Annotated in this window: 27 protein-coding genes and 1 pseudogene; 16 read left to right on the top strand and 12 right to left on the bottom strand. The window is 60.1% G+C overall.

What is annotated here, in order from left to right:
- Positions 1-8 precede the first annotated feature (8 nt).
- The 5 genes from ybeY to miaB all read right to left on the bottom strand — a co-directional run bounded on the left by ybeY (position 9) and on the right by miaB (position 4,270).
- On the bottom strand, positions 9-500 hold the full coding sequence (gene ybeY, locus LC094_RS10600) for an rRNA maturation RNase YbeY (protein ID WP_226552698.1): 492 nt from the start codon (positions 498-500) through the stop codon (positions 9-11).
- Positions 501-517: 17 nt separating this feature from the next.
- The gene (locus tag LC094_RS10595; RefSeq protein ID WP_226552690.1) at positions 518-1,528 is read right to left on the bottom strand and encodes a PhoH family protein; all 1,011 of its coding nucleotides are present in this window, start codon (positions 1,526-1,528) and stop codon (positions 518-520) included.
- A 223-nt stretch (positions 1,529-1,751) separates the two neighbouring features.
- Positions 1,752-2,081: a hypothetical protein gene (locus tag LC094_RS10590; protein WP_226552688.1), complete on the bottom strand. Its 330-nt coding sequence runs from the start codon at positions 2,079-2,081 to the stop codon at positions 1,752-1,754.
- A gap of 11 nt (positions 2,082-2,092) precedes the next feature.
- The gene (locus tag LC094_RS10585) at positions 2,093-2,599 is read right to left on the bottom strand and encodes an OmpA family protein (RefSeq protein WP_264186465.1); all 507 of its coding nucleotides are present in this window, start codon (positions 2,597-2,599) and stop codon (positions 2,093-2,095) included.
- A gap of 333 nt (positions 2,600-2,932) precedes the next feature.
- Positions 2,933-4,270, bottom strand: coding sequence for a tRNA (N6-isopentenyl adenosine(37)-C2)-methylthiotransferase MiaB (miaB, locus tag LC094_RS10580; protein ID WP_226552684.1), 1,338 nt, complete (start codon positions 4,268-4,270; stop codon positions 2,933-2,935).
- A gap of 230 nt (positions 4,271-4,500) precedes the next feature.
- Here miaB and LC094_RS10575 point away from each other — a divergent pair, with 230 nt between their 5' ends.
- The 3 genes from LC094_RS10575 (at position 4,501) to LC094_RS10565 (ending at position 6,629) form a co-directional block, all read left to right on the top strand.
- Entirely contained in the window at positions 4,501-5,364 is an 864-nt protein-coding gene (locus LC094_RS10575) for a glycosyltransferase family protein (RefSeq protein ID WP_226552681.1), read from the top strand.
- 255 nt (positions 5,365-5,619) lie between these two features.
- Positions 5,620-6,048: an FKBP-type peptidyl-prolyl cis-trans isomerase gene (locus LC094_RS10570; protein WP_219785683.1), complete on the top strand. Its 429-nt coding sequence runs from the start codon at positions 5,620-5,622 to the stop codon at positions 6,046-6,048.
- A gap of 95 nt (positions 6,049-6,143) precedes the next feature.
- Entirely contained in the window at positions 6,144-6,629 is a 486-nt protein-coding gene (locus LC094_RS10565; RefSeq protein ID WP_226552679.1) for a hypothetical protein, read from the top strand.
- A 38-nt stretch (positions 6,630-6,667) separates the two neighbouring features.
- On the opposite strand, the gene LC094_RS10560 is transcribed toward LC094_RS10565, so the two are convergent.
- From LC094_RS10560 to irrA, 3 genes are read right to left on the bottom strand one after another with little or no spacing between them, the layout of a single operon-like run.
- Positions 6,668-7,276: a DNA-3-methyladenine glycosylase I gene (locus tag LC094_RS10560; protein ID WP_226552677.1), complete on the bottom strand. Its 609-nt coding sequence runs from the start codon at positions 7,274-7,276 to the stop codon at positions 6,668-6,670.
- Positions 7,276-7,632, bottom strand: a complete 357-nt coding sequence (locus LC094_RS10555; RefSeq protein WP_226552675.1) for a hypothetical protein — start codon at positions 7,630-7,632, stop codon at positions 7,276-7,278. Before LC094_RS10555 ends, LC094_RS10560 begins: the two co-directional genes overlap by 1 nt.
- 23 nt (positions 7,633-7,655) lie before the next feature.
- Positions 7,656-8,090, bottom strand: coding sequence for an iron response transcriptional regulator IrrA (gene irrA, locus LC094_RS10550; RefSeq protein WP_226552673.1), 435 nt, complete (start codon positions 8,088-8,090; stop codon positions 7,656-7,658).
- 207 nt (positions 8,091-8,297) lie between these two features.
- On the opposite strand from irrA, the gene fabA reads away from it, so the two are divergent.
- The 5 genes from fabA (at position 8,298) to LC094_RS10525 (ending at position 12,478) form a co-directional block, all read left to right on the top strand.
- The gene (fabA, locus tag LC094_RS10545) at positions 8,298-8,807 is read left to right on the top strand and encodes a bifunctional 3-hydroxydecanoyl-ACP dehydratase/trans-2-decenoyl-ACP isomerase (RefSeq protein ID WP_219785690.1); all 510 of its coding nucleotides are present in this window, start codon (positions 8,298-8,300) and stop codon (positions 8,805-8,807) included.
- Between the two features lie 40 nt (positions 8,808-8,847).
- A complete protein-coding gene (gene fabB, locus LC094_RS10540; RefSeq protein WP_226552671.1) occupies positions 8,848-10,077 on the top strand; it encodes a beta-ketoacyl-ACP synthase I in 1,230 nt (409 codons plus the stop codon).
- A 9-nt stretch (positions 10,078-10,086) separates the two neighbouring features.
- The gene (locus tag LC094_RS10535; protein ID WP_226552669.1) at positions 10,087-10,875 is read left to right on the top strand and encodes an enoyl-ACP reductase FabI; all 789 of its coding nucleotides are present in this window, start codon (positions 10,087-10,089) and stop codon (positions 10,873-10,875) included.
- Positions 10,875-11,462, top strand: coding sequence for a histidine phosphatase family protein (locus LC094_RS10530; RefSeq protein WP_226552667.1), 588 nt, complete (start codon positions 10,875-10,877; stop codon positions 11,460-11,462). The genes LC094_RS10535 and LC094_RS10530 overlap by 1 nt, the downstream gene beginning before the upstream one ends.
- A 65-nt stretch (positions 11,463-11,527) precedes the next feature.
- Positions 11,528-12,478 (top strand): hypothetical protein, encoded by a 951-nt coding sequence (locus tag LC094_RS10525; RefSeq protein WP_226552665.1) that lies wholly within the window; start codon positions 11,528-11,530, stop codon positions 12,476-12,478.
- A 21-nt stretch (positions 12,479-12,499) separates the two neighbouring features.
- Here LC094_RS10525 and LC094_RS10520 read toward each other — a convergent pair whose 3' ends face one another.
- Entirely contained in the window at positions 12,500-13,120 is a 621-nt protein-coding gene (locus tag LC094_RS10520) for a hypothetical protein (RefSeq protein ID WP_226552663.1), read from the bottom strand.
- Positions 13,121-13,374: 254 nt separating this feature from the next.
- On the opposite strand from LC094_RS10520, the gene LC094_RS10515 reads away from it, so the two are divergent.
- The 8 genes and pseudogenes from LC094_RS10515 (at position 13,375) to LC094_RS10475 (ending at position 20,634) form a co-directional block, all read left to right on the top strand.
- Complete coding sequence (locus LC094_RS10515) at positions 13,375-14,154, top strand: zinc metalloprotease (RefSeq protein WP_226552662.1); 780 nt, start codon at positions 13,375-13,377, stop codon at positions 14,152-14,154.
- Positions 14,155-14,216: 62 nt separating this feature from the next.
- Positions 14,217-15,056 carry an alpha/beta fold hydrolase gene (locus LC094_RS10510; RefSeq protein ID WP_226552660.1) on the top strand — a complete coding sequence of 280 codons (840 nt, stop codon included), beginning with the start codon at positions 14,217-14,219 and terminating at the stop codon, positions 15,054-15,056.
- A 153-nt stretch (positions 15,057-15,209) separates the two neighbouring features.
- Complete coding sequence (locus LC094_RS10505) at positions 15,210-15,542, top strand: 5-aminolevulinate synthase (RefSeq protein WP_167601759.1); 333 nt, start codon at positions 15,210-15,212, stop codon at positions 15,540-15,542.
- 63 nt (positions 15,543-15,605) lie between these two features.
- Positions 15,606-16,388, top strand: a pseudogene (gene pcaD / locus LC094_RS10500) (3-oxoadipate enol-lactonase); the annotation flags it as partial.
- Between the two features lie 124 nt (positions 16,389-16,512).
- Positions 16,513-17,241: an alpha/beta fold hydrolase gene (locus LC094_RS10490; RefSeq protein WP_226552658.1), complete on the top strand. Its 729-nt coding sequence runs from the start codon at positions 16,513-16,515 to the stop codon at positions 17,239-17,241.
- Between the two features lie 54 nt (positions 17,242-17,295).
- Positions 17,296-18,507 carry a TCR/Tet family MFS transporter gene (locus LC094_RS10485; RefSeq protein WP_226552656.1) on the top strand — a complete coding sequence of 404 codons (1,212 nt, stop codon included), beginning with the start codon at positions 17,296-17,298 and terminating at the stop codon, positions 18,505-18,507.
- 94 nt (positions 18,508-18,601) lie between these two features.
- On the top strand, positions 18,602-18,790 hold the full coding sequence (locus LC094_RS10480; protein ID WP_226552654.1) for a hypothetical protein: 189 nt from the start codon (positions 18,602-18,604) through the stop codon (positions 18,788-18,790).
- A 329-nt stretch (positions 18,791-19,119) separates the two neighbouring features.
- Positions 19,120-20,634 (top strand): acetyl-CoA hydrolase/transferase family protein, encoded by a 1,515-nt coding sequence (locus LC094_RS10475; RefSeq protein WP_319003292.1) that lies wholly within the window; start codon positions 19,120-19,122, stop codon positions 20,632-20,634.
- Positions 20,635-20,681: 47 nt separating this feature from the next.
- Here the strand turns inward: LC094_RS10475 and ggpS are convergent, their stop codons facing one another.
- The 3 genes from ggpS to LC094_RS10460 are packed head-to-tail and all read right to left on the bottom strand — an operon-like array spanning position 20,682 to position 24,107.
- The gene (gene ggpS, locus LC094_RS10470) at positions 20,682-22,193 is read right to left on the bottom strand and encodes a glucosylglycerol-phosphate synthase (RefSeq protein WP_226552650.1); all 1,512 of its coding nucleotides are present in this window, start codon (positions 22,191-22,193) and stop codon (positions 20,682-20,684) included.
- Between the two features lies 1 nt (position 22,194).
- On the bottom strand, positions 22,195-23,001 hold the full coding sequence (locus LC094_RS10465) for an HAD family hydrolase (protein ID WP_226552648.1): 807 nt from the start codon (positions 22,999-23,001) through the stop codon (positions 22,195-22,197).
- Complete coding sequence (locus LC094_RS10460; RefSeq protein WP_226552909.1) at positions 22,998-24,107, bottom strand: NAD(P)H-dependent glycerol-3-phosphate dehydrogenase; 1,110 nt, start codon at positions 24,105-24,107, stop codon at positions 22,998-23,000. The genes LC094_RS10465 and LC094_RS10460 overlap by 4 nt, the downstream gene beginning before the upstream one ends.
- Positions 24,108-24,330 lie beyond the last annotated feature (223 nt).

Below are 24,330 nucleotides of genomic sequence, written 5' to 3'. Positions count from 1 at the left end.
CCGTTCGCCTAATATGGGTCGTCCAACCCCAAGGTTGCAAGTATTTCGACCTCTGTGCCTTCCATAATTTCGGCATCTTGGTCGGATATGTGATCATAACCCAACAAATGCAACAGGCCATGAACGATCAAATGCGTGACATGATCCGCCATCGGCTTGTCGGCCTCTTGGGCCTCGCGCACGCAGGTGTCGTATGAAATCGCGATGTCGCCCAATTCGATGGTGCCGTCGAAGTCCTCCTCCGGCATCGGCGGACGTGCGCCGGGCGTGGCACGCTCCTCAGCAGGCCAGGACAACACATTCGTTGCCTTGTCTTTCTCGCGAAAATCCGCGTTCAGCACTTTGATCCGGGCATCGTCACAGGCCAGCACCGAGCCTTCGCAGAGCTCCGCCTCCAGCCCCAAATGCGAACAGAGCGCCGCAAATGCGCGCTCTGTCAGCTCTTCCAATCCCGCCTCATCCCAGCGCGGGTCTTCGATGATCACGTCCACGGCGTCCACCTGCGGTTATTGTGCCCTTATTGAGCCTCGTCCGCTTCATAGGCCTCGATGATCGCCGCGACAAGCGGGTGACGCACCACGTCTTTCGACGAGAAGTAGTTGAACGAGATGTTCGGCACGCCCGCGAGGATACGTTCGGCGTCGCGCAGACCCGATTGCACGCCGCGCGGCAAATCGACTTGGGATCGGTCGCCGGTGATCACCATGCGCGAGCCTTCGCCCAGACGGGTCAGGAACATTTTCATCTGCATGGTGGTGGCGTTTTGCGCCTCGTCCAAAACCACGAAGGCGCGGCTCAGAGTACGGCCCCGCATGAAGGCCAAAGGCGCGATCTCGATGGTCTTTTCCTCACGCATCTTCGCGACCTGCTTGGCGGGCAGGAAATCATTCAGCGCATCGTAAAGCGGCTGCATGTAGGGATCGACCTTCTCGTCCTGCGTGCCGGGCAAAAAGCCCAGACGCTCCCCCGCCTCGACGGCCGGACGCGACAGGATCATCTTGTCGACATGGCCGTTGATCAGCATGTTCACGCCGACTGCGACGGCAAGATAGGTCTTGCCGGTGCCCGCAGGCCCGATGCCGAAAGCCAATTCGTTTTTGAACAGGTTCTGCACATAGGTCTTTTGCGCCTCTGTGCGGGGCTCCACGAGTTTCTTGCGGGTCTTGATCTCGACCTCGCCGCCGCGGAACATTTCCATCTGATCGCCCGGCAATCCCTTATCCGCCGGCGTCTCGCCCATACGGATCATGCCGTCGATGTCGCCGGGTTCGATCTCGCGACCGGCTTCGAGTTTGCCGTAAAGTTCTTGCAACACGGAGGCTGCGCGGCCACGGGCGGAGCCAGTGCCCATGACGGACAACATATTGCCTCGTCGGACGATCTGAACCTCGAGCTTATGCTCGATCTGAGCGAGGTTTCGGTCGAATTCGCCGCACAGGTCAATCAGCAACCTGTTGTCATGGAATTCAAGAAGCGTTTCGTGGACTGCGTCCTGCGATTTCGGGGGTGTCAACGCGCTCAGGCCCAAATATGTCTCTCCGATTATGGTCCGACTCTGGTGATCATTCCTTCCCTCATGGTGCCAAGGGATTGCGGTCCTGGCAAGCGGGGACACAAAATCTTCGCAAATGGCTTTGCAAGGGGCCGCCCAACCCGCAATCAAATGATCAAAAAACAGGCAGAAAACCTTAACGATGAAAAACGGCCACCCTCGGGGAGTGGCCGTTGAAAATCACATATCATGAGCGGTTTTAGACCGGATCAGGGAAAGACGAGCCGTCTTTATAGGGACCAATCGCGGTGTTGGGCTCCGCGACACCGGAGCAGACCGGCTTGCCGTATTTGTCGACACGTGCGGAGAGGTATCCCTCGACACCGTCGTCGATGATCCAGTGGTCACAACCGATCGGATCGATCCAGATGCCAGCCACCAGAGTGGACAGGTGTTTACTGTCGAACCCACGGTCCACGGTTTTGTCTTTCTTGTGCGACTCATAGCCCGCTTCGCCCATCACCGCCTCCGTACAGGCGGTGGTGGAGCCGAGGACGGCGAGAAGGGCGATGGATTTCAGGACGTTCATCGTCACTCTCCTCACTTGATACAGATGATTTCGACGCGGCGGTTTTGCTGCATGCCAGCGGCGGTCGCATTGGAGGCTGTCGGCATCCGTTCGCCATAGCCACGCACATCGGCGATCCGAGCGCCGGTGCTTTGCGCGATCTTGGCCACCGCATTGGCGCGGTTGTAGCTCAGGCGCATGTTGTATTCGTCAGAGGCGCGGCTGTCGGTGTGACCGATGATGATATAGGCCGTGGCGTTCGCCTGAGAGAAGAAGTCCGTGAGGCGTTTGCGGCCTGCCGCGGAAATCGCGTATTTATCGGTGGCAAACAGTTGATCCGAATTCATCACGGCACAGCTTTGCACCGGGTGACAGGTCGGGTTGCCCTGACGGTCCACTTTCAGGTCCATATAGCCTTCGGCGCCGTCGTCCATGACCCAATGTTCACAGCCATCCGGATCGATCCAGATCGTCGGCACATAGCGTTCGCCATTCACAACGCCAGGCACCATTTGCGCCTGAACCGGCGCTGTCGCCATGGTGGCAATCGCCAAGCCCAAACTGGCAGCCACAGCAAACCCTGCGCGGCCCTTTTTGAGAAATTCGATGGTCACGTCTTCCGTCCCCCAAATGTTCACGTTTTCGGGCCGCCCACAACAGATGCGCCCCTGCAGCCACTGGCTGCCTGCGCCCTACTCACCAATATTGTGGTTAAAGGATAGCAAACTTTGGGGCCATGTGAAGGAAAATAACCAGATATTGTGGCTCATCTCTGAACGAAATCATACATTTCGCACAATTGTTGACAATCCAAGCATAAGCCGAAGGAAATCTCTTTGCCCTTAGGTCAAGCCCCGGGTCAAAACCATGCCTCAGCGCAGCAGCACACCGCCCAGAGAGTTTGGTCCACTTTCAGTGATTCTCACACGCTGAATGTCGCCCACGGCAACCTCATCGGTGACGTGAACTGCATGAAGATATTCGGATTTTCCAACCATCTGCCCCGGCAGGCGGCCTTTGCGTTCGAACAAAACGGAGACCTCTCGCCCCACCATCGCGTCTTGGAACGCGCGTTGTTGCTGGGTGATCAACTCCTGCAAACGGTAGAGCCGCTCTGAGGCCACATCCGGGTCCACCATCTTGGCCTCTTTCTCGGCGGCGGGCGTGCCCGGACGCGGCGAGTATTTAAACGAAAACGCCGAGCCATAGCCCACTTCGCGCACGAGGCTCATGGTGTCCTCGAAATCCTGATCCGTCTCGCCCGGGAAACCGACGATAAAATCGCCAGACATGGCGATGTCAGGGCGTGCGGCGCGGATGCGCTCGATCAGGCGGAGGTACTCTTCGGCGGTGTGTTTGCGGTTCATCGCCTTGAGGATTTTATCCGACCCGGACTGCACCGGAAGATGCAGATAGGGCATGAGCTTGTCGCAATCGCCATGGGCGACGATCAGGTCGTCTTCCATGTCGTTCGGGTGCGAAGTCGTAAAGCGGATGCGCTCCAGCCCGTCGACTTTGGCCAGCTCGCGAATGAGACGTGCAAGCCCCCAAGTGCCGCCCTCTCCTGTGCCGTGATAGGCGTTAACATTCTGACCCAAAAGGGTAATCTCACGCACGCCACGCTCAACAAGATCGCGCGCCTCATCGAGCACACGCGCCACAGGCCGCGAGACTTCGGCGCCACGCGTGTAGGGCACAACGCAGAAAGCACAGAATTTGTCACAACCTTCCTGCACGGTCAGAAACGCCGCCGGGGCGCGTTTTGCTTTGGGCCGGGACTTCAGCTTTTCGAACTTGTCCTCCTCGGGGAAATCCGTGTCGAGCGCCTTTTCGCCATGCCCCGCCTTGGCCTCAAGCTCCGGCAGGCGGTGATAGGACTGCGGGCCGACCACGAGGTCCACCATTGGCTGACGCTTGATGATCTCCTCGCCCTCGGCCTGAGCCACACAGCCCGCCACGCCGATCTTGAGCTCGGGATTTGCAATCTTGAGATCCTTGTAGCGGCCCAGCTCGGAATAGACCTTTTCCGCCGCCTTTTCCCGGATGTGGCAGGTGTTCAAAAGGATCATATCCGCCTCTTCAGGCGACGACACCTCGGTGTAACCCGACCCGCCCAGCGCTTCGGCCATGCGTTCGCTGTCGTAGACGTTCATCTGGCACCCATAGGTCTTGATGAACAGCTTTTTGGTGTTGCTCGGTGTCTCGGCCATGAGGAGGGGTCCACGCATGCTGGGAATTAAGGCGCTTCTCTACCGCAACAGGCCAGATGGATCAAACGGGTTTTACCCAGTTCCCCTTTCGCACCTCAGGCATCTTTCTGCGGCACAAGAGAGACAGCCGCGGCGGCAGGCGGAAAGACTGTTTCCGCAATCCTTGCAATCCCCTGCTCTTCATGCATTTTTTACCCGAAACGGGGACACTCTCCCGGCAAAGGACACAGATGCGGTACGACAGCCTCGACACATTTCTCACCGACGGCAAAGAGGCCCTGTTGAAAGGGCCAATTGCGATGATCTTTGCCGAGGATCTGGTCGAGGTCGACACAACGCTGCGCCATCACCTTTCTTTGGGCTTCAAACAGGTGCTTTTGTTCGCGCCTGACGACGTGCGCCTGCCGGAGGGGCTGGAGGCGAAAATTCATCGCATCCGCTACGCCACCCGCGCGCCCAAAATGCTGTCTGACGCCGTCAACCGGATGATCGAGGCCGCACCAGGGATTTGGATGTATTACTGCTACAACGCGGAATACCTGTTCTTTCCCTTCTGCGAGACGCGCACAATCACGGACATGCTCACCTTTCACACCGAAGAGCGGCGCGACGCGATGCTTTGCTATGTCGCCGATCTCTACGCCGAGGACCTGAGCGCGCATCCGAATGCGGTCTCTCTGGAGGACGCGCATCTCGACCGCTCCGGCTATTACGCCTTGGGCCGCAATGACGCGGAGGGACATCAAAAGGACCGTCAGCTCGACTTTTTCGGCGGGCTCAGATGGCGGTTCGAAGAGCACATGCCACCGCATCGTCGTCGCATCGACCGGATCGCGATTTTCAAGGCCAAGAAGGGGTTGAGGCTCAGCGAGGAACATCTGTTCAACGATGAGGAATACAACACCTACGCCTGCCCCTGGCACCACAACCTGACCGCCACCATCGCGTCGTTTCGCACCGCCAAAGCGTTGAAAACCAACGCCGGCTCGACCTATGACATCCACAATTTCATGTGGCACAACTCGACCGAGTTCGAATGGCACAGCCAGCAATTGCTGGACTTGGGGCTGATGGAACCGGGGCAGTGGTTCTAAGAGCGTTTTGGCCAAGCCAAAACGCGTGCCCCCCCTCTCAATCTGCTCAAGGTTTCTAAAACACCCGCATGTGAGGCAGCGTTTTCCCCGAAAACGCGTTCACATGCTATTCGAGCGATTATGACGACTTTTACGGCTTTTTCCCGCCATCGGGTTGCATTTCACAGATCACCGCCTATCCTCTCGCGCAATCGTCATTGGGCACCCGCAAAGACGCGGCCCCAAAAACTCACCCCGAACAGTTAGGACACCTTCATGACCGAAGTTAAATCGGGCGACAAAGTACGCATTCACTACACCGGCACGCTGGCGGACGGCACCGTCTTTGACAGCTCCGAGGGCCGTGACCCGCTGGAATTCACCGTTGGCTCCGGCCAGATCATTCCGGGCATGGATAAGCATCTGCCGGGCATGACCGTGGGCGAAAAGAAAACCATCGTCGCCGTCGCCGATGAGGCCTATGGCCAGCGCCATCCCGACGCGCAACAGGCCGTGCCGCGCGCGCAAATCCCGGCGGAAATCCCGCTCGAGGTGGGTCTTCAGCTTCAGATGCAGTCGCCGCAGGGCCAGGTGATCCCCGTCACCGTCGTCGAAGTGACCGACGAGGAAGTGACGCTCGACGCCAACCATCGTCTGGCGGGCGAAGATCTGACCTTTGCCATCGAGTTGGTGGAAATCGTTTAAGCCGAGTATTTGCTCAGCAAAGGAAACAGGGCGGCGCGCGATGGGCGGGCCGCCTTTTTTATTGATCACAGGTCTGTTTGGCGTCAAATGGCGGCATGACTTCAGAGTTCGCCTCAGACTGTTCCAACTGCGCCGCGCTGTGCTGCATGGCTTTGGCGTTCGATGCGGGCGAGATGTTTGGCCATGACAAGCCTGCGGGGCTACCGTGCCACAATCTCGATGGGTTTTCCTGTGCGATCCATGCGCAATTGCCCGAGCGGGGCTATCGCGGCTGCGTCGCCTTTGAATGCCTTGGCGCCGGGCAAAAGGTCACGGCCCTTTTCGAGCAGACGTGGAGAGATCAACCGCGACTGGCGCGCCCGATGATCGAGGCCTTTCGCCAGATGCGCGACGTTCAGGAGCTGCGCCAGATGCTCAAGGCCGCCGCCGCGCTGCCCTTACCAGAGGCGGTTGAAGCGGAACGACAGGCATGGGACACAGAGCTAATGGTGGCGACGCAGGCATTGGCGGGCTTGGCCGTGTTTGATCCTGCGCCGCTGCGTGCCTGGCTCAAGGGGCTGGCCTCGCATGTCTCACGATGACCCAGCTTAGTCGAATTGCTCGATGACGAATTGCCGTCTCAGGCCACCGCAGGCGGCGTGAAAGCAGCGCGCAGGGCTTCGGCATTGGCGTGATGCGCGCAGTCCGGGTGATGATCGTTCACCAACCCCATCGCCTGCATGAAGGCATAGCAGGTGGTCGGCCCGACAAAGTTCCAGCCGCGTTTTTTCAAGTCTTTCGACAGGCGCTTCGAGGTCTCTGTGACCGAGGGCACGCCCTCGATGTGCAGCGCCTCTTCGCGGCCTTCATAGCGCCAGAAAAACGCGGCCAGACTGCCGAAGTCTGCCTGCATCTCGATGGCGCGGGCGGCATTGTTGATCGTGGCCGCGATCTTGCCACGGTGGCGCACGATGCCTTTGTCTTGCAACAGCCGCTCAATGTCGCTCTGATCGAATTGGGCGACCTTGTGAAAATCGAAGCCCTCAAAGGCCGCGCGAAAGTTCTCGCGCTTTTGCAAGATCGTCCACCACGACAGGCCCGACTGAAAGCCCTCGAGACAGATTTTCTCGAAGAGGCGTGTGTCATCGGACACCGGATAGCCCCATTCCTCGTCATGGTAGCGGATATATTCCGGGTCGCTGGCGCACCAGGAACAGCGGCTTTGCCCATCTTCACCGATAAAAACCATCAAGGCGTCCTTTTCTCATACGCGCGCCAAAAGGCGGGCGGGGCATCATCGGGATTGACGACACAGACCTGGCGGTCGGCAGTATAGCCATAAGACGTGAGATAGACCGTCGTGTCGGCCAGATGCGCGAAAGCAACCACCGTCAAGGACGCCGGTTCAGGCGCCGTCTGGCAGCGGCCCACCACATACCATGTCTCATCGGCCAGCAACTCACGATCCGTGAAGAACACATGGAATTGGTCGTCTTCGGAGGTCTCATCGAAACGCTCAGGATCGAAACGGACAGGCAAAGCCCCCTGCCCCATGCTCTGCGCGACACAAAGCCCCGGCACGGCGCAAAGGACAGCACCGATCAAAAGCTGGGCAAAACGTGAAAAGCTCAGTGTTTGGCCTTCGGACGCAGGCGGATCACCACATCGACGGAGGCGATCTCCATGCCTTCGGGCGCGACAGGCAGGCGTTCGATCTTGAGCTGTTCAGACGGCGCATCGGTCAGCTCGCCATTGTCTTCCCAGAAGAAATGCGGGTGCTCGTCCATATTGGTGTCGAAATAGCTGCGGGTGCCATCGACCGTGACCTCTTGCATCAGACCGGCCTGACAAAAGGCGCGCAGCGTGTTGTAGACCGTGGCCAGAGACACTTTTTCGCCAGCATCCTGCGCGGCTTCGAACAGGCTTTCGGCGGTCACATGGCGGTCATGCCCGTCGCCGACCAAAAGCGTGGCCAGCGCCACGCGTTGACGCGTCGGGCGCACGCCGCCCCCGGCCAACCAAGCCTCACCACGGCGAATTTCTGTGTCTGCGATCTGGGTCATGTGCGTTCATTTCCTGGGTACAGAGGCGAATATAGGGGAAAAGGAATGCGAAATTCAATCGGAAATCCCTTACACGTTGGATCAAAACCCTTATATCATGGCGCGAAACCATGAGTGCGACCTCTTCTCTTGCGCCTTGCACGCGCGGGGCACCGGGTGATAGAGGGGGTGCGACTTAAAGAGATGTAGAAGGCAGAGCGCAGACCGATGGCAGATTATCCGACGAGCTTCACGAAAGAAGACCTTTTGAAATGCGCAGCCGGTGAGCTGTTCGGGCCGGGCAACGCCCAGCTTCCGGCGCCGCCGATGCTGATGATGGACCGCATCACGGAGATCTCCGGCGATGGCGGCGCGCATGGCAAAGGTCACGTGATCGCGGAATTCGACATCACGCCCGATCTGTGGTTCTTCGAGTGCCACTTCCCCGGCAACCCGATCATGCCCGGCTGTCTCGGCCTCGATGGGTTGTGGCAGCTCACCGGCTTCAACCTCGGCTGGCGCGGCTGGCAGGGGCGCGGCTATGCGCTTGGCGTTGGCGAAGTGAAACTCACCGGCATGGTCCGCCCGGACCGCAAAATGCTGACCTATAAGATCGACTTCACCAAGGCGATCCAGACCCGCCGCCTGACCATGGGCGTCGCGGACGGCATCGTCGAAGCAGACGGCGAAGTGATCTATCAGGTCAAGGATATGAAAGTCGCGCTGTCCGAGAGCTGATCTCAGGACACAGTCGAACTCAAACAAAAGGAATACGCCCATGCGTCGCGTCGTCGTCACAGGTCTCGGGATCGTCTCCTCCATCGGCACGAATGCCGAAGAAGTGCTTGCCTCTCTGAAAACGGGCAAATCTGGCATCACCGCCAATGAAGACATGAAGGAATACGGGTTCCGCTCGCAAATCGCGGGCGCCGTGGACATTGACATCAAAGAACATGTCGACAAGCGTGCGCTGCGGTTCATGGGACCGGGTGCGGCCTATGCCTATATCGCGATGAACCAGGCGATTGCGGACTCCGGCCTCGAAGAGAGCGATGTGATCAACCCGCGCACGGGTCTGATTGCGGGTTCCGGTGGTCCGTCCACCTCGGCCATGTTCACCGCGCACCAGTCTGTGCTCAAATCGATGTCCACCAAGCGCGTCGGGCCGTTTGCGGTTCCGAAATGCATGGGGTCGACGATCTCCGCCAACCTCGCGACGGCCTATCAGATCAAGGGCATCAACTACTCGATCACCTCGGCCTGTTCGACCTCCCTGCACTGCATCGGCAATGCCGCCGAGCAGATCATGATGGGCAAACAGGACGTGATGTTCGCGGGCGGTGGCGAGGAACTCGACTGGACCCTGTCCTGCCTGTTCGATGCCATGGGCGCGATGTCCTCCAAATATAACGACACGCCCGAGAAAGCCTCGCGCGCGTTTGATGCGAACCGCGATGGGTTCGTAATCTCCGGCGGCGGGGCCATTCTGGTGCTCGAAGAGCTGGAACACGCGAAAGCCCGCGGTGCGAAAATCTACGCCGAAGTCACCGGCTTTGCCGCCACCTCCGACGGCGCCGACATGGTGGCGCCCTCCGGCGAAGGCGGCGAGCGCGCGATGCGTCTGGCGCTCTCCACCCTCGAAGAGGGCCGCAAGGTCGGCTACATCAACGCGCATGGCACCTCGACGCCTGTGGGCGACGTGGGCGAAGTCGAAGCCGTCCGTCGAGTGTTCGGCGAAGGTCAAACCCCGGTGATTTCCTCGACGAAATCCATGACCGGCCACTCTCAGGGCGCGACCGGCGCACAAGAGGCGGTCTATTGCTTGCTGGCGCTTCAGAACGATTTCATCATCCCCTCGATCAACGTCGAGACGCTTGATCCCGCGATCAACGAGGGTGAGATTGCCACCAAACTGGTGGAAAATGCGGGCCTTGATACGGTGATGACCAACTCCTTCGGGTTCGGCGGCACCAACGGCTCGATGTTGTTGTCGAAATATCTGGGGTAAGAGACACAGATGGCTGATCTTCTCAAAGGCAAACGCGGGCTCGTGATGGGCGTCGCCAATGAGCGCTCCATTGCCTGGGGCATCGCGAAAGCCTGTGCCGATGAAGGCGCGGAGCTGGCGTTTACCTATCAGGGCGAGGCCTTTGGCAAACGTCTTGAGCCGCTGGCAAGCTCCGTCGGCTCCGACACGATGGTCGATGTCGATGTGACCAACCCCGAACAGATGGACGCGGCTTTCGCGGCCCTCAAAGACAAATGGGGCAAGCTCGATTTCGTCGTCCACGCCATCGCCTATTCGGACAAATCCGAACTCACGGGCCGGTTCCGCGACACCACCGAAGCGAATTTCAAGAACTCGCTGCACATCTCGTGCTTCAGCTTCATCGACGTCGCCAAACGTGCGTCCGAGTTGATGACCGAGGGCGGCACCCTGATGACGTTGACCTTTGAGGGCTCGAACATGGTCGTGCCGAATTACAACGTGATGGGCGTGGCCAAGGCGGCGCTCGAATCCTCCGTGCGCTACCTCGCCAACGATCTCGGCCCCGAGGGCATCCGCGTCAACGCGATCTCCCCCGGCCCGATGAAAACGCTCGCAGGCTCCGCCATCGGCGGCGCGCGCCGGACGTATAAGCACGCCGAACAAAACGCGCCGATGCAGTCCAACGCGACGCTCGAAGCGGTCGGTGCCACGGCGGTCTATCTGGCCTCTGACGGTGGCGCTTTCACCACCGGCGAGATCATCCGCGTCGATGGTGGCTATCACATCATGGGCATGCCCCGGATCGAAAATCTCTGATGCGGGTTTTCTACCTGTCCCATCCGCAAATCGCGCTGGACAGGGAGGTGCCCGTCCCCCGCTGGGGTCTCAATCACACAGGCCGTCTCCGATTGGAGGCGGCTTTACTGTCTTTATGGCATCAAAACGTCACCCGCATCGTCAGTTCATCCGAGAACAAAGCGATGGAAACCGCCGCGCATTTTGCCGAGGCCAAATCCCTGCCGCTGACCGCCTGGTCCGCGCTGCATGAAAACGACCGCTCCGCGACGGGCTTCCTGCCGCCCGAGGAGTTCGAGGCCATGGCGGACGCCTTTTTCGCACATCCCGACGAGAGCATCCGTGGCTGGGAACCCGCACGCCACGCCCAGACCCGCACTGTCCACGCGGTGGAAACAGCACTTGCGGGGCACGCGGGGCACGACGAGGCGGGCGACATTCTGATCTGCGGCCACGGAGGCGTCGGCACGTTGTTGATGCTGTCGCTCACGGACGCGCCGATTTCGCGCAGCGCCGATCAGCCGGCGGGCGGCGGCAATGCCTTTGCCTTTGATCTCAAAAGCCGCGCGCTGGAATTCGGCTGGACGCCGCTGGAAGAGTTGCGCTGAGCGGATGATCGGGCGGCTGTGTCGTATTTGATACGAGGCCTGTTTTGTCAGCCGTAAGGATTGCCTTGCCTGCGTCGCAAAGACACAATTCCCTGAATATTTGTTGCCATCAGAAAAGCCTTTCTGCCATGTACGCATTTTACATTTGGATGACCTATCAGACTCCAAGCGCCATCATGCTCGGCGCATATGCCCTTTTGATCGCATCGGGTTTGCTGGCATGGGCCTTGGGGATCGGCAAGCATCTTGCGCCTATGGGGCGCGCAAAATTCTTTCTCGCTCTGGCCAGCATCGTCGTTCTAATCAATCTGAATGAAAGCAGTTTCCTTTGGGCCGGCCGAGCCTTTGCGACCGGCTGGCTCTCCCTCCTGATGCCATCTTACCTCTTGGGGCTTACTCTGTCCGGTGTGCTTATGAGCATGATCGCTCAGGCGCGATCCCGCGACCTCTGCGGCAGCCGCAAACGCACCTTCGTGCTTTTCGTGCCTTTCGGCGTGTTCTACATGCTGTTCAAGGCGGGCGCGGCCCAAAAGGCCGCTGAGAAAAACCCAAAACTAGCGCAGGGTTCTTCGGCCCTCGTGGTCATGGGGCTCTTGATCTGGGGGGTGGGCAAGGGTCTTGGCAACTCTCTTGTAACGGCCGAACTTAGACCGCTTGAAGGCGGGGAAACCCTGCAATTTGATGCGATGTGGGTGAAGAAACTCGGCGTTGAACATTATTTCCGGCATGTTGCCATGAACCTTGCGGATTCGCTTCCGGCGGACGCGGAGCCTGGAGTGCTTTTGGTACGTATCCTCGCGTCGGAGGACAGGCTGACCTATCACTATGTCGTCTATAACTCGGAATTGACCGCCGATTACTTCGACGGTGACATCTTAGATGACTGGATATGCCCGTTGGACAGTTTCGGTCCGGCACTTCATGCGGGTGGATCGGTCGAAAGCCTTTTTGTAGATCCTGAAGAGCGGCCCGTGTTTCAGCATATTACAAGGGCGAGCGACTGCACCGCCGCCTGACAAGTGCACCTTTAGACCCTCTCAGTGACAGCCCCCCGGCCCGCAGCTGTCGCAGCTTTCACAGGCCCGCGCGCGGCCCTTCATTTCGATGAATTTCTCATCCCACGCCTCACCATCTCCGAATTCGAGGAAATGTTGATATTGCTCGTGCCGGTCCGGCAGGTTGCGCGCGTGTTTGATCGGGCACCAGTAATATTCCGTGCGCCCCGCCACCTCGCGGACATAGGCCAAAAGCCCATTGCAATAGCCGCAATAGACACAGTTCAGTTTCTGCATGAAGTTGAGATAGGTCAGTTTGTGCCGGTCGACGGCGATGTATTTTTTACGTTCGACCTTTGGGATGCCGTAGACCGGAAAACAGATCGCTTGATAGACCGTCACAAAAAGGTCCATCAGGGCAAAAGGGATGATCAACCCGTAGATAACCGGTGCTGTGACGATTTCCCAGGGCCGAGCGCGGCGCAAAAAGACCGACCAGCGGACGCGCAGGAGACGACCGCGTTTGCGGGCCTCTTCTTCGAAGATCACACGCCCGTTCGACAACCGATATTGGAACCGTTCGCGGGCCTCATGGGCCTCTTTTTCGAGCTGAAGTTGCAAATCCCGCAGGCTTTCGCGGAGTTTTTCCACCGTGCTGTTCATCCGGGCCTCCAGCCACTGTTTTTTGCACAGGGTAGAGCCTTCGCGCGGTCAGGCAAGCGTCCTGACAAAGCGCAGCTGTTTTTTGCCCGCCACTGTTGCCACGAAGGTGGTGCCGATCGCAATGTTGCGGCTGCGGAAACACTGCGTTCTGCGCGCCGAAGTTCGCGCCGCGCAGCCCTCTGTGCCACATTGTCGCCACATTTAAGACCCATCAAAACCTCAAATATTATTCGAACGCGCGGTCCGACTCACCGATGATCTTTCTCTTGCTCGCCCTTGCCCTCGGCCTCATGGCCCTGCCGCTTGTGACCAGCCCGGCCCCGACCGAGGGGCATATCCGGGCCAGCGGGTTCAATGGTGTGGGCGTGCTCATCGGCTTTGTCATCACGGTCGCGGTGGCCACTCTGACCTCGCCGATGTTCGGCTTTGGCTTTGTCCTCGCGGTGCTTTTGCATGAGATCGGCTCGGCTCTGGCAGTGCGCATCATCGGCCATGACGTCGCCCGCGTGCGCCTCGTGCCCCTGCCCTTCATGGCCGCACCCCGCTCCGACCGGCCTTTCGATCACGCGCTTGAGGAAAGCTTTGCTGCGCTTTATGCGCCCGCACTTGCGATCCCGCCGATGATCATCGGCTTTGGCCTGTTTCATGTGCTGGCCCCCATCGCCCCGGAGAGTGCCAATGTGCTGCGCGTCATGGCGATCATGCTGGGCTCGTTCAATTTCCTGATGCTCCTGCCGTTTTTGCCCTTTGGTGGCGGGCGTGTGGTGCAAAGTGTCTCCGACGCCTTCTGGCCGCAGATGCGGACCTTCGTGACCCTCTTTATGAGTGCTGCCTTTGCCTCCGCCGCTTTGCGCGATCACTCCATCGCCATGGCGATCCTCGCCGCCGCCGGTTTCCAAAGCCTGTTGCATCGCCGCCGCCCGGCACAAGAACGCCTGACCCACAATCAGGCGCTTTTGGTGATGTCCTGTTATGCCTTTGTGCTCACGGTGCATTTCACCGGTGGCTTCTGGCTTTTGACCGGGTTGCTCTAGGCCGATCTAAGACTGTTCATCCGCCCCGCTCCATGGCACTCTTTTGAGAAAGGGGGCGCACTATGGTTCACTATTTCACCACATCCGACGGGCTCAATCTGGCCTATGACGTTCAGGGCACGGGCGTGCCTGTGCTCTGTCTCGCGGGCCTCACGCGCAACATGGACGATTTCGACCCCGTGGTCGATCATTTCGCAGGCGACGCGCAGATCATTCGCCTCGACAGCCGCGGCCGCGGCGCCTCCGATCATGATCCGAATGTGATGAACTATTCGATCCCACAGGAAAGCGCCGATGCGCTGGCGCTGCTTGATCATCTCGCGATCGGGAAGGCCGCCATTTTGGGCACCTCTCGCGGCGGGTTGATCGCCATGGCGCTGGCCGTGACCGCGAAGGCGCGGCTGGCGGGCGTCTTGCTCAATGACATCGGGCCGGAGATGGACCCACAAGGCCTGTCGCAGATCATGGACTACCTTGGCCGTCCCTCGGCTTACCGCAGTTTTGAGGATGCCGCCGACAAATTGCCCAAAGCCCTGGGCGCGCAATTCCCCAACGTGAGCCGCGATCAATGGCTCACGTACGCCCGCCGCATCTGGACGGAGGGCGAAAACCGCCTGCAGCTGCGCTATGACCCGCGCCTGCGCGACGCCATCGAGGCGCAAAGCGTCACAGGCGCCCTGCCCGATCTCTGGCCCCTCTTCGAAGCCTTCGACGGGCTGCCCTTGGCGCTTTTGAGAGGCGAGAACTCCAATCTTCTGCCGAAGAGCACGATGGAGGAAATGCAGCGCCGCCGTCCCGACATGATCGCCGCCGAGATCAAGGATCGCGGACATGTGCCGTTTCTCGATGAGCCGGAAAGCCTCGATGTGATCGCGCGGTTCCTTGCCCGCATAGAGGTTTGAAAAAGAGGCCTGAAAGACAGGTTTACCGGACTTGACGTAAAGGTCAGCGACGTTCAACGTAACGGCGCAAAGGGTCAGATTGCACGGCGTATCAGGGCCACGCCGCGTCATAGGCTCTTTCGCGTGTGTTAACTCGTGTATCTTTGGAGTCCCATGTTTGCGCTTCCCACGCACCATTTGGTGTTTCTGGTCCTGGTCGGAGCGGGCTATGCCCTTGCCACCGTCGGGATGAAGCTTGTGGCCAGTTCCGGTGCGATGCCCTCGCCCTTTGGCCTTTGTCTGATCGTCGCGGGGCTTCTCGCTGCGATCATCTTCGAAATCATCCTTTTGCGGCAGGCCCCGGTCAGCCAGCTCTATCTCATCGTCATCGCGGTCGAGACGGCCATCGTCTTGAGCTTTGCCTGTCTGATCGGTGAACAGATCACGCCGCGGCTGGCGCTTGGCATGGGGTTCATCTTTGTGGGGTTGGCGACCGTCGCCCATTAGGCGCGCATGAGGTTGAGCCTCCCCTGCGCCCCGCCTATGGTGCCCTGAAAAAAGGAGAACCAGATGCGGGTCGAGATCGGAGAGCTGTCGCTCAATGTCGAGGTGAGCGGGCCGGAAGACGGCGCGCCCGTGGTCTTTGCCCATGCCTTGGGGACCAATCTGCATCTCTGGGACGCGGTCTTGCCGCATCTGCCCGAAGGCTTGCGGCTCATTCGCTATGACCTGCGCGGCCATGGCGGGTCGGACGTGCCGAAAGGCCCCTATGCGATGGGCGCGCTGGTGCGCGATGCCGAACGGCTTTTGGACGCGCTCAAAGTGCAAGACGCGGTGTTTGTCGGCATTTCCATCGGCGGGCTGATTGCGCAGGGGCTGGCGGTCAAGCGGCTCGATCAGGTGCGTGCGCTGGTGCTGTCGAACACGGCGGCCAAGATCGGCGTGCGCAGCGTCTGGGACAAACGCATCGCGGAGGTGCGCGCCAAAGGCATGGAGGCCCTTGTGGCCCCCACCATGGAGCGTTGGTTCGCCCCCGGATTTCGCAAGACAGAAGAGGCCAAGCGCTGGGGGCAGTCCATTTTGGACACCTCGCTGGAGGGCTATCTCGGCTGTGCCGCCGCCATCGCGGGCACGGATTTCTACACGCCGACCTCGGGGCTTCGGCTTGCCTGTCTGGGCATCGCGGGCGGCTATGACGGCTCGACCCCGCCCGATCTGGTGCAGGAAACGCTGGGCGTCATTCCCGGCGCGCAATTTCAATTGATGCGCCGCTCCGGCCATCTGCCGCCCGTCGATGCGCCCGAAGACTATGCCGCGATCCTGAGACAGTTCCTGAGTGAGATCGCCCATGTCCGGCGCGATCCGAACCCGCATGATCACATGCCGATGTTGAACAATCATCCTCACGATCATGGGCACCATCACCACGATCACTCTCACAACCATTCTCACGGGCATTCCCACGGCGAGCATGACGATGGCTGAGCCCGCGATCCTGTTGATCCACGGCTCCGCCCATGGCGCGTGGAGCTGGCGCGATCTCTTGCCAGAGCTTGAGCGCCGGGGTGTCAAAGCCCGCGCGCTCGATCTGCCGTCGCATGGAGAGAGCCGGACGGATTACACCGAGATCACTTTGGAGCGCTACCGCAACGCCATTCTGGCCGACATCGCGAAACACGGTGGGCCGGTTGTCTTGGTCGGCCATTCCGCGGGCGGCTATCCGATCACGGCCGCGGCGGAGACCGCGCCGGAGAAAATCGCCAGCCTCGTCTATATTTGCGCCTATGTGCCACAAGACGGGATGAGCCTTGCCGACATGCGCCGCAACGCCGCCGATCAGCCTGTGCTCGACCTGATCGAACGCACCGACGATGGCCGCGCCTTTCGGTTCAAAGCGGACACTGGGATCAAAGCACTCTACCACGATTGCCCCGAGGAGGTCACCGACTTCGCCAAGGCCCATCTCGGCCCGCAAGCCATCGCCCCGCAGGAAACGCCGCTCCATATCACCGCGGCCTCGACCGAGCTGCCGCGTCACTATGTAATCTGCGACAACGACCGCGTCATCCCGCCTGAGGAACAGCGCAAGATGGTCCAAGGCTGGCCCGAGGATCACATCCACCATCTGCCGTCGGGGCATTCGCCGTTTTTCGCCATGCCGGATCGGCTCGCGGATCTGCTGATCGGGATTGTGCGGCAAGAGTGATGGACAGGGCGCAAACTTGCGGCCACAAAGGCGGGATTGTTTTGGATACCGCCTATGCTCACACGCCTGCCCATTTTGTTCATCATTCTCACGGTTCTCATCGACGCCATCGGCATCGGGTTGATTTTCCCCGTGATGCCCTCGCTTATCCGCGAACTGACCGGGCGCGCATTGGCCGATGCAGCGATCTGGGGCGGGGTTTTGGCGACAGGTTTTGCCGTGATGCAATTCCTGTTCGGGCCTTTGGTGGGCAACCTTTCTGACCGCTTCGGTCGCAAACCGATCCTCCTGACGGCGCTCTTCGTCATGATGCTCGATTATCTCGTCATGGCTGTGGCGCCGACGATCTGGCTTTTGCTCATCGGGCGTCTGATCGCCGGGATCACCGCCGCCACGCCCGGCACGGCGGCGGCTTTCATGGCCGATATTTCCGCGCCAGAGGATCGCGAACGCAATTTCGGCTATATCCATGCCGCCTTCGGACTGGGCTTTGCCTTGGGGCCGATGATTGGCGGGCTTTTGGCCGGGATCGACACCCGCGCGCCATTTTATGCCGCCGCCGTCATTGCCGGGGCCAATATGTTGTTCGGCTTCTTCGTCATGCCGGAAAGCCTCGCGCCCGAAAAACGTCGCCGGTTCGATTTGCGCCGCGCCAATCCCTTTGGCGCCTTCCGCGCCGTCGGCTCGCTCAAAGGCCTTACCGGGTTGCTCATCGTCTTTGGCCTCTACGAGTTGGCCTATTTCGTCTACCCGGCTGTCTGGGCGTTTTACACCGAAGAACGCTTTGGATTCGACACGGTCGCCACCGGCATGACGCTCTTTGCCTTTGGCGTCTCTATGGGGTTAGCGCAGGCGGTTTTGGTCGGCCCTCTGGTCAAACGCTTTGGCGCCTACCGCGTCGCCATGGCGGGGATCCTTCTGGATGCGGTGGTGTTTGTGACCTTCGGCCTCACCACCAGCGTGCCGATGCTCTGGATCATGTCGGTTCTGTCGGGCATTTCCGCAATCTCCATCCCCGCGCTCCAAGGCATGATGAGCCGCGCCACCCCCGACGATCAACAGGGCGAATTGCAGGGCGTCACCGGCTCCATCGCCGCGCTCGCCACCATCCTCAGCCCCTTGGTGATGACCGAAACCTTCGCGATCTTCTCGCGCCCCGGCACCGCGCAGTACATGCCCGGCGCGCCGTTTCTTTTGTCTCTCGTGATCGTCTTGACCGGCGGGCTGATCCTGTGGCGTTGGCATCGGCGTCAAACTTTTTCATGAGCGGATTTAATCTCGTTTTTGCGTGATTTGATCTGAATCGCCGCACATCGGACAGAATCTGCTATACTGGTCTTCCATAAGAGGAGGAGACCTTATGACACGCCACATTACAGACAGACCGCATCGCCAATCCGATTCCAGCCGTCTGGTGCAATATTTGAGCCAAGATCGTGCCACCGGGCGCTCCGGCGTTTGGGCCAAAATGGACCGGGAACGCCAAAGCCCGAAGGGTGCGTCCCGCGTCAAACAATTCCTGCGCATCGACCGGGGTATTTCCGCCTAAGCCCCCTTTCTATGTGAACGTTTCAGGCCCGCAGCCCCTGCGGGCCTTTTCCATGACCCCAAGCGGTTTGCGGCTGCAAATCTCATTTGCAAACCCACCACAACTTATTGCTTTTGCAAAGAATGATTCAAAAATCTGTGCGCAAATTGCATATCCGGGTTGCCTCATCAGAATGTGACTGGAAGCTCCCCGCAGATGGCGCGTAGATGCAGCGAATTGGGAGACTCTGTGGGAGGAGGCAACCAAGCCGCGTGATCGCGACACCTCTCTTCCCCGGACCCGCCCCCGCTTTTTCAGTCAGCGTTTACATACAGCCGGAGAGAAACCTCGTGAGCATCACGCGCCGTCCTATTCCCGCATCTCTACAGTCCAAAATCATGTCGGCCGAAGACGCCGCCGCCCTCGTCGACAATGGCGCGACCGTGGGCATGAGCGGCTTTACCGGCTCCGGCTATCCGAAAGCCGTGCCTTTGGCGCTGGCCGCAAAGATCGAGGAGAGACACGCAGCGGGCGAAAAATTCCGCATCAAGATCTGGTCCGGCGCCTCGACGGGTCCGGAGCTTGACGGCGCGCTCGCCAAAGCCAACGGCATTGATTTCCGCCTGCCCTATAACTCCGATCCAATCGCGCGCGAAAAGATCAACAAGGGCGAGATGAACTATTTCGACATGCACCTGTCTCAGGTTGCGCCGATGGCCTGGCAGGGCTTTCTGGGGCGTCTCGACACCGCCGTGGTGGAAATTTCCGGCATCACGCCCGAGGGCGATCTGATCCCCTCATCGTCGATTGGCAACAACAAGACCTGGCTGGAATGCGCCGACAAGATCATCCTTGAGCTGAACTCGTGGCAGAGCGAGCATCTCAACGGGATGCATGACATTTACTACGGTACTGCGCTGCCGCCAAACCGGGTTGGCATTCCGCTGATCAAAGCCGACGACCGCATCGGCCAGCCGCATTTCAAAGTCGACCCCTCGAAGATCGTCGCCATCGTCGAGACCGACACGCCGGATCGCAACGCGCCTTTTGCAAAACCGGACCAGACCGCTTTGGACATCGCCGGGCACCTGTTGGAATTCCTGAACCATGAGCTGAAAATGGGCCGGATGCCGAAGGAGCTTTTGCCGCTGCAATCCGGCGTCGGCAATGTCACCAACGCCGTGCTCGCGGGGCTTTTGGACAGCCCATTCGAGAACATGACCGCCTTCACCGAGGTGATTCAGGACGGCATGTTGGACATGCTCGACGCGGGCAAGCTGCGCATGGCCTCGGCCACCGCGTTTTCGCTCTCGCCCGAGGCGGCGGAACGGTTCAACGCCGAGGCGCATCGTTACCGTGACAAGCTGATCCTGCGCCCGCAGGAAATCTCCAACCACCCGGAGCTGGTGCGGCGTTTGGGCTGTGTCGCGATGAACGGTCTGATCGAGGCGGACATTTACGGCAACGTCAACTCGACCCATGTGATGGGCTCGCGGATCATGAACGGCATCGGTGGCTCGGGTGATTTTGCCCGCAACGCCTTTGTGTCGATCTTCATGACGCCCTCGACCGCCAAGGGTGGCGCCATTTCGGCGATCGTGCCGATGGCCAGCCATGTGGATCACATCAATCAGGACGTTCAGGTCATCGTGACGGAACAGGGCCTCGCCGATCTGCGCGGTCTCGATCCGAAGCAAAAGGCCGAGTTGATCATCGAGAAATGCGCGCACCCCGCCTATCGCGACATGCTGCGCGACTATTACGAGCGGGCGAAGAAAAGCTCGTTCGGCGGTCACGCGCCGCATGATCTGCGCGAGGCGCTGAGTTGGCACCAAAAGTTCATCGACACCGGGTCTATGAAATAAGAAACGTGAAAAAAAAGGCCTCCCCAGCGGGAGGCCTTTTTTATGGCTCAGGCCGCTTGGCCACCGGTGATCAAATCGAGCGGCACTTCGCCCGCGCCAAAGGCCTGCATCTGATCCTCGGCCCAGAAGCGGATGTCCTGCAGTTTGACCATCTTGCGATTGGAGATCATCCGGCCTCGGCGCTCCTCTGGCGGCAGGTCGAGCGCAAACTGGATCGCGCCATCCATCGATTTGTGCGAGAACGGATTGGTCGGCACGGCGGCGGCCAATTCGACCGCGGCGCCTGCAAATTCCGACAGCACCAGAACCCCGTCCTCATCGGTGCGCGCGGCGCAATATTCCTTGCACACGAGGTTCATGCCATCCGCCAAGGGCGTGATCCAGGCGACATCGGCAGCGCGATAATAGGCCACCAAATCCTCAAACGGCACAGGCCGCGAAATCAGCGCGATGGGTTGCCATTCAAACGTGCCATAGCGCCCGTTGATTTTACCCGCGAGATGTTCGAGATCGCGTTGAATTTCCTCATAGGCGGTCATGTTGGAATTGGCCGCCACGGAAACATGCATCAACCGCACCTTGCCACGCAGATCGGGGCGGGTTTCCAACAGGCGCTCATAGCTTTCGAGCTGTTCGATGCCGCCCTTGGTGTAGTCGGTGCGCCCGACCGAGAGGATCAACTGACCGTCGCCGATCTCTTGCTTGATCTCCTTGACCTTGACCGCCGTCTTGTCGCTTTGCGCAAGGCTTTCGATATAGTCGACATCGACGCCCACAGGGCTGGCCTGAAGCCGCACGGTGCGGTCGTTATAGCCCACCTCGGTCACCACGGATTGCTCGGAAAGCGCTGAGGTCTCAGAGGCCAGCTCCGGCTTCACCTTCTCCCGTTTCAGCGTCTCAACCTCCAAGAGCGACCGCGCGGCGGAGACGAAATTGTTCACGTAGCGCGGGATGTGGAAACCGACGACATCGCAGGCCAATAGGCTTTCGAGAATTTCCTTGCGCCACGGCAGCACATTGAAAATATCGGCGTTCGGAAAGGGCGTATGGTGGAAGAAACTGATCTTCACATCGGGACGCAGCGTGCGCAGATAGCCCGGCACCAGCCAAAGGTTGTAGTCATGCACCCAGACCACGGCGCCCTCGGCGGCCTCGGCGGCGGCGGCCTCGGCAAAGGCCCAGTTCACCTCGCGGAAGGTCGGCCAATCGACCGGGTCGTAATTGTAGCGTTCCTTGAAACCGTGAAGGATCGGCCAAAAGGCCTCTTTCGAGGAGACATGGTAGAAACTCGTCACCTGCTCCGGCGTCAGGGGCAGGCGCGAAACGGTGTATTTGCCGTAAGCATCGTCGATCTCGATCACCCGTTCAAAGTCAGGGTTCGCCGGATCGTCGGCGTGTTTCCACGCGATCCAAGCGCCCTTGTCGACCCGTCCGAAAAAGCTTTTGAGCGTCGGCACGATGCCATTCGGGCTTTTGTTTTCGCGGTACTCGATTTTGCCATTCACCTCGACCTCTTCGTAAGGCTGGCGGTGGTAAACGATCACAAGATTGGAAGACATATCAGGCTCCTTTCAGGGCGAGATTTGAAGCATGATCCGGGGCATCATGCAGGTCGAACGCGGTGATGGCCTCAAGGATGCCCGCAGCACCGAAGCCCGTCGCGTGATAGACCGTGTCGCGGCCATAGAGCCGCTGTTTGAGCGGGGCCTCCGAATTGCCGACCGCCACAGCCGGCAGACCGGAGATCAGCATCGACAGGTCATTCATCGTGTCCCCGGCGCAGAGCACGCGGGTCTCGGGAATGCCGAGATGCGCAATGAGCCGCTTGATCGACGGACCTTTCGAGACGCCTTTGGGCAGCACGTCGAAATAGCGGTTGTCAGAGATGAGCCAGTCGAGACCCAACTCCTCGACCAGCACTTCGGCGGTGGCGTCATAGGTCGAAGGCGTCAGATCGTAACTCACGCGGTAGCGAAACGGCGTCGGCTGAAGCGTCAGGCCGGACACGCCATCGAGCGTGCCGCGCACGGCGTCGCCTTTGTCGTTCCAGCGCGTGGCAATATCGGCCTCAAGTGCGGGGATCGGTTCAACATGACCGTCGTCGCGGACATGGGCAATCGTCGTGCCGACATCGCCCACGACATATTCAGGCCACGGAAGCCCCTGTTCGCGGCACATCTCCATAATGAATTCCGGGTCGCGTCCGGTGACGAAAATCAGCCCAACCGTGTCGCGATTGGCCTCGATCCAGTCGTAAAGCGTTTTGCGCTCCTCCTCTGAGCCGCCCAGAAACGTCCCATCCAGATCGGTCGCAAGGGTGAAACGGCGCGCCGCAATGGCCGGGCGCGGTGTGGCGTGAACAGTCATGAATTGGCTCCGAATTGCAGCGGCATATTGGGGGTGGGATGGGTGAGCATGAGATCGAGCGCGTTGGGCTCCGCCTCGATGGGACGGGCCCAAAGCGCGGTGAAGGCCGCTTGCAGATCGGCACCTTTGTGCAGCACATCATGCACGGTTTCGCAGATCGGCATCGGCACCCCGATGCGATGCGCCAGATCGGTGACGGAGACGGCATTGACCTCGCCTTCGACCACCACGGGACGACCCTCGAAACAGGACGGCCGCGCGATCCCTTGGCCCAGTTGATAGCCCAAAGACATGTTGCGCGAGGTGGTCGAGCTACAGGTCAGCGTCAGATCGCCCGCGCCCGACAGGCCGGTCACGGTTTCGCGCGACCCGCCCAGAGCCTGAGCGAGCTGTTTCATCTCATCGGTGCCGCGGGTGATCAGAGCTGCGCGGGTATTTTCGGCAAACCCCGCCCCGGACATCATCCCGCAGGCGATGGCGATCACGTTTTTCACCGCGCCGCCCACTTCGACGCCGACGAGATCGTCGGAGACATAGGGACGAAAGCCACCGCCAGAGAGCGACACGGCGAGACGCGCCGCCGGGCTTTTTTCGGGGTTCAAACGATCCGCATAGGAAAACGGAAAGGCGACCGTCGCCGCCGTCGGATGATCCAAGGCGGTCTCCCGCGCGAATGTCGGACCGGAGACCGCGCCGACCGGATGGCCGGGCAATTCTTCGGAGACCACTTCGGACAAGAGGTAGCCGGAACGACGTTCGACGCCTTTGCACGCCAAAGCAATCGGGATGCCTTGGGGGATAAGCGGGGCAATGGCCTGACACATGGGTCGCAGTGTCGACGAGGGTGTGACCATCAAAACGGCCTCGGCACCGGCCAGCGCCTCTGCGAGATCAGAGGTGGCCGTCAGACCGTTTGGAAGATCGACCTCGGGCAGGTAATCCGCATTTTGTCGGGTTTCATTGATCCGTTGGGCAAGGTCCGGGCGACGCGCCCAGAGGCGCACTTGGCGGCCATTGCGGGCCAGAACGGAGGCGAGCGCAGTGCCCCAGCTGCCGGCGCCAAGAACGGCGACGCGGGCGTAGGGCTGCGACGGGGTATGGGAGATAGAATCCTTGATGGGGAGCTCCTTTTGGGTGCTCTTACTCAATATGTCGTCTTCAGGTTCCGCGCGCCCCACCCGCCATACTGGCCGCGCGACAAGGGGCAAAGACAGGCAGATGGCCGTCAGCGCCAAGCGGGTCGTACACGCAGTTCAAGCCCTTTTGGGCCGCGTCCGTGCCGAGCGGGTCCGTCGCGTGAACCCTGGTAATAGGGTAGCAATCCTGTCT

The organism is Celeribacter naphthalenivorans (genome assembly GCF_020524585.1).
GTDB lineage: Bacteria > Pseudomonadota > Alphaproteobacteria > Rhodobacterales > Rhodobacteraceae > Celeribacter > Celeribacter naphthalenivorans.
The sequence above is the reverse complement of the archived record's forward strand: the minus strand, read 5'-3'. Positions and strand labels throughout refer to the sequence as shown.

What these genes read in the sequence shown, in the direction of transcription:
- LC094_RS10590 (WP_226552688.1), bottom strand. Translation starts at nt 2,081, where the DNA reads ATGAACGTCCTGAAATCCATCGCCCTTCTCGCCGTCCTCGGCTCCACC.
- LC094_RS10585 (WP_264186465.1), bottom strand. Translation starts at nt 2,599, where the DNA reads ATGGCGACAGCGCCGGTTCAGGCGCAAATGGTGCCTGGCGTTGTGAAT.
- miaB (WP_226552684.1), bottom strand. Translation starts at nt 4,270, where the DNA reads ATGGCCGAGACACCGAGCAACACCAAAAAGCTGTTCATCAAGACCTAT.
- LC094_RS10575 (WP_226552681.1), top strand. Translation starts at nt 4,501, where the DNA reads ATGCGGTACGACAGCCTCGACACATTTCTCACCGACGGCAAAGAGGCC.
- LC094_RS10570 (WP_219785683.1), top strand. Translation starts at nt 5,620, where the DNA reads ATGACCGAAGTTAAATCGGGCGACAAAGTACGCATTCACTACACCGGC.
- LC094_RS10565 (WP_226552679.1), top strand. Translation starts at nt 6,144, where the DNA reads ATGACTTCAGAGTTCGCCTCAGACTGTTCCAACTGCGCCGCGCTGTGC.
- LC094_RS10560 (WP_226552677.1), bottom strand. Translation starts at nt 7,276, where the DNA reads ATGGTTTTTATCGGTGAAGATGGGCAAAGCCGCTGTTCCTGGTGCGCC.
- irrA (WP_226552673.1), bottom strand. Translation starts at nt 8,090, where the DNA reads ATGACCCAGATCGCAGACACAGAAATTCGCCGTGGTGAGGCTTGGTTG.
- fabA (WP_219785690.1), top strand. Translation starts at nt 8,298, where the DNA reads ATGGCAGATTATCCGACGAGCTTCACGAAAGAAGACCTTTTGAAATGC.
- fabB (WP_226552671.1), top strand. Translation starts at nt 8,848, where the DNA reads ATGCGTCGCGTCGTCGTCACAGGTCTCGGGATCGTCTCCTCCATCGGC.
- LC094_RS10535 (WP_226552669.1), top strand. Translation starts at nt 10,087, where the DNA reads ATGGCTGATCTTCTCAAAGGCAAACGCGGGCTCGTGATGGGCGTCGCC.
- LC094_RS10530 (WP_226552667.1), top strand. Translation starts at nt 10,875, where the DNA reads ATGCGGGTTTTCTACCTGTCCCATCCGCAAATCGCGCTGGACAGGGAG.
- LC094_RS10520 (WP_226552663.1), bottom strand. Translation starts at nt 13,120, where the DNA reads ATGAACAGCACGGTGGAAAAACTCCGCGAAAGCCTGCGGGATTTGCAA.
- LC094_RS10515 (WP_226552662.1), top strand. Translation starts at nt 13,375, where the DNA reads ATGATCTTTCTCTTGCTCGCCCTTGCCCTCGGCCTCATGGCCCTGCCG.
- LC094_RS10510 (WP_226552660.1), top strand. Translation starts at nt 14,217, where the DNA reads ATGGTTCACTATTTCACCACATCCGACGGGCTCAATCTGGCCTATGAC.
- LC094_RS10505 (WP_167601759.1), top strand. Translation starts at nt 15,210, where the DNA reads ATGTTTGCGCTTCCCACGCACCATTTGGTGTTTCTGGTCCTGGTCGGA.
- LC094_RS10490 (WP_226552658.1), top strand. Translation starts at nt 16,513, where the DNA reads ATGGCTGAGCCCGCGATCCTGTTGATCCACGGCTCCGCCCATGGCGCG.
- LC094_RS10485 (WP_226552656.1), top strand. Translation starts at nt 17,296, where the DNA reads ATGCTCACACGCCTGCCCATTTTGTTCATCATTCTCACGGTTCTCATC.
- LC094_RS10480 (WP_226552654.1), top strand. Translation starts at nt 18,602, where the DNA reads ATGACACGCCACATTACAGACAGACCGCATCGCCAATCCGATTCCAGC.
- ggpS (WP_226552650.1), bottom strand. Translation starts at nt 22,193, where the DNA reads ATGTCTTCCAATCTTGTGATCGTTTACCACCGCCAGCCTTACGAAGAG.
- LC094_RS10465 (WP_226552648.1), bottom strand. Translation starts at nt 23,001, where the DNA reads ATGACTGTTCACGCCACACCGCGCCCGGCCATTGCGGCGCGCCGTTTC.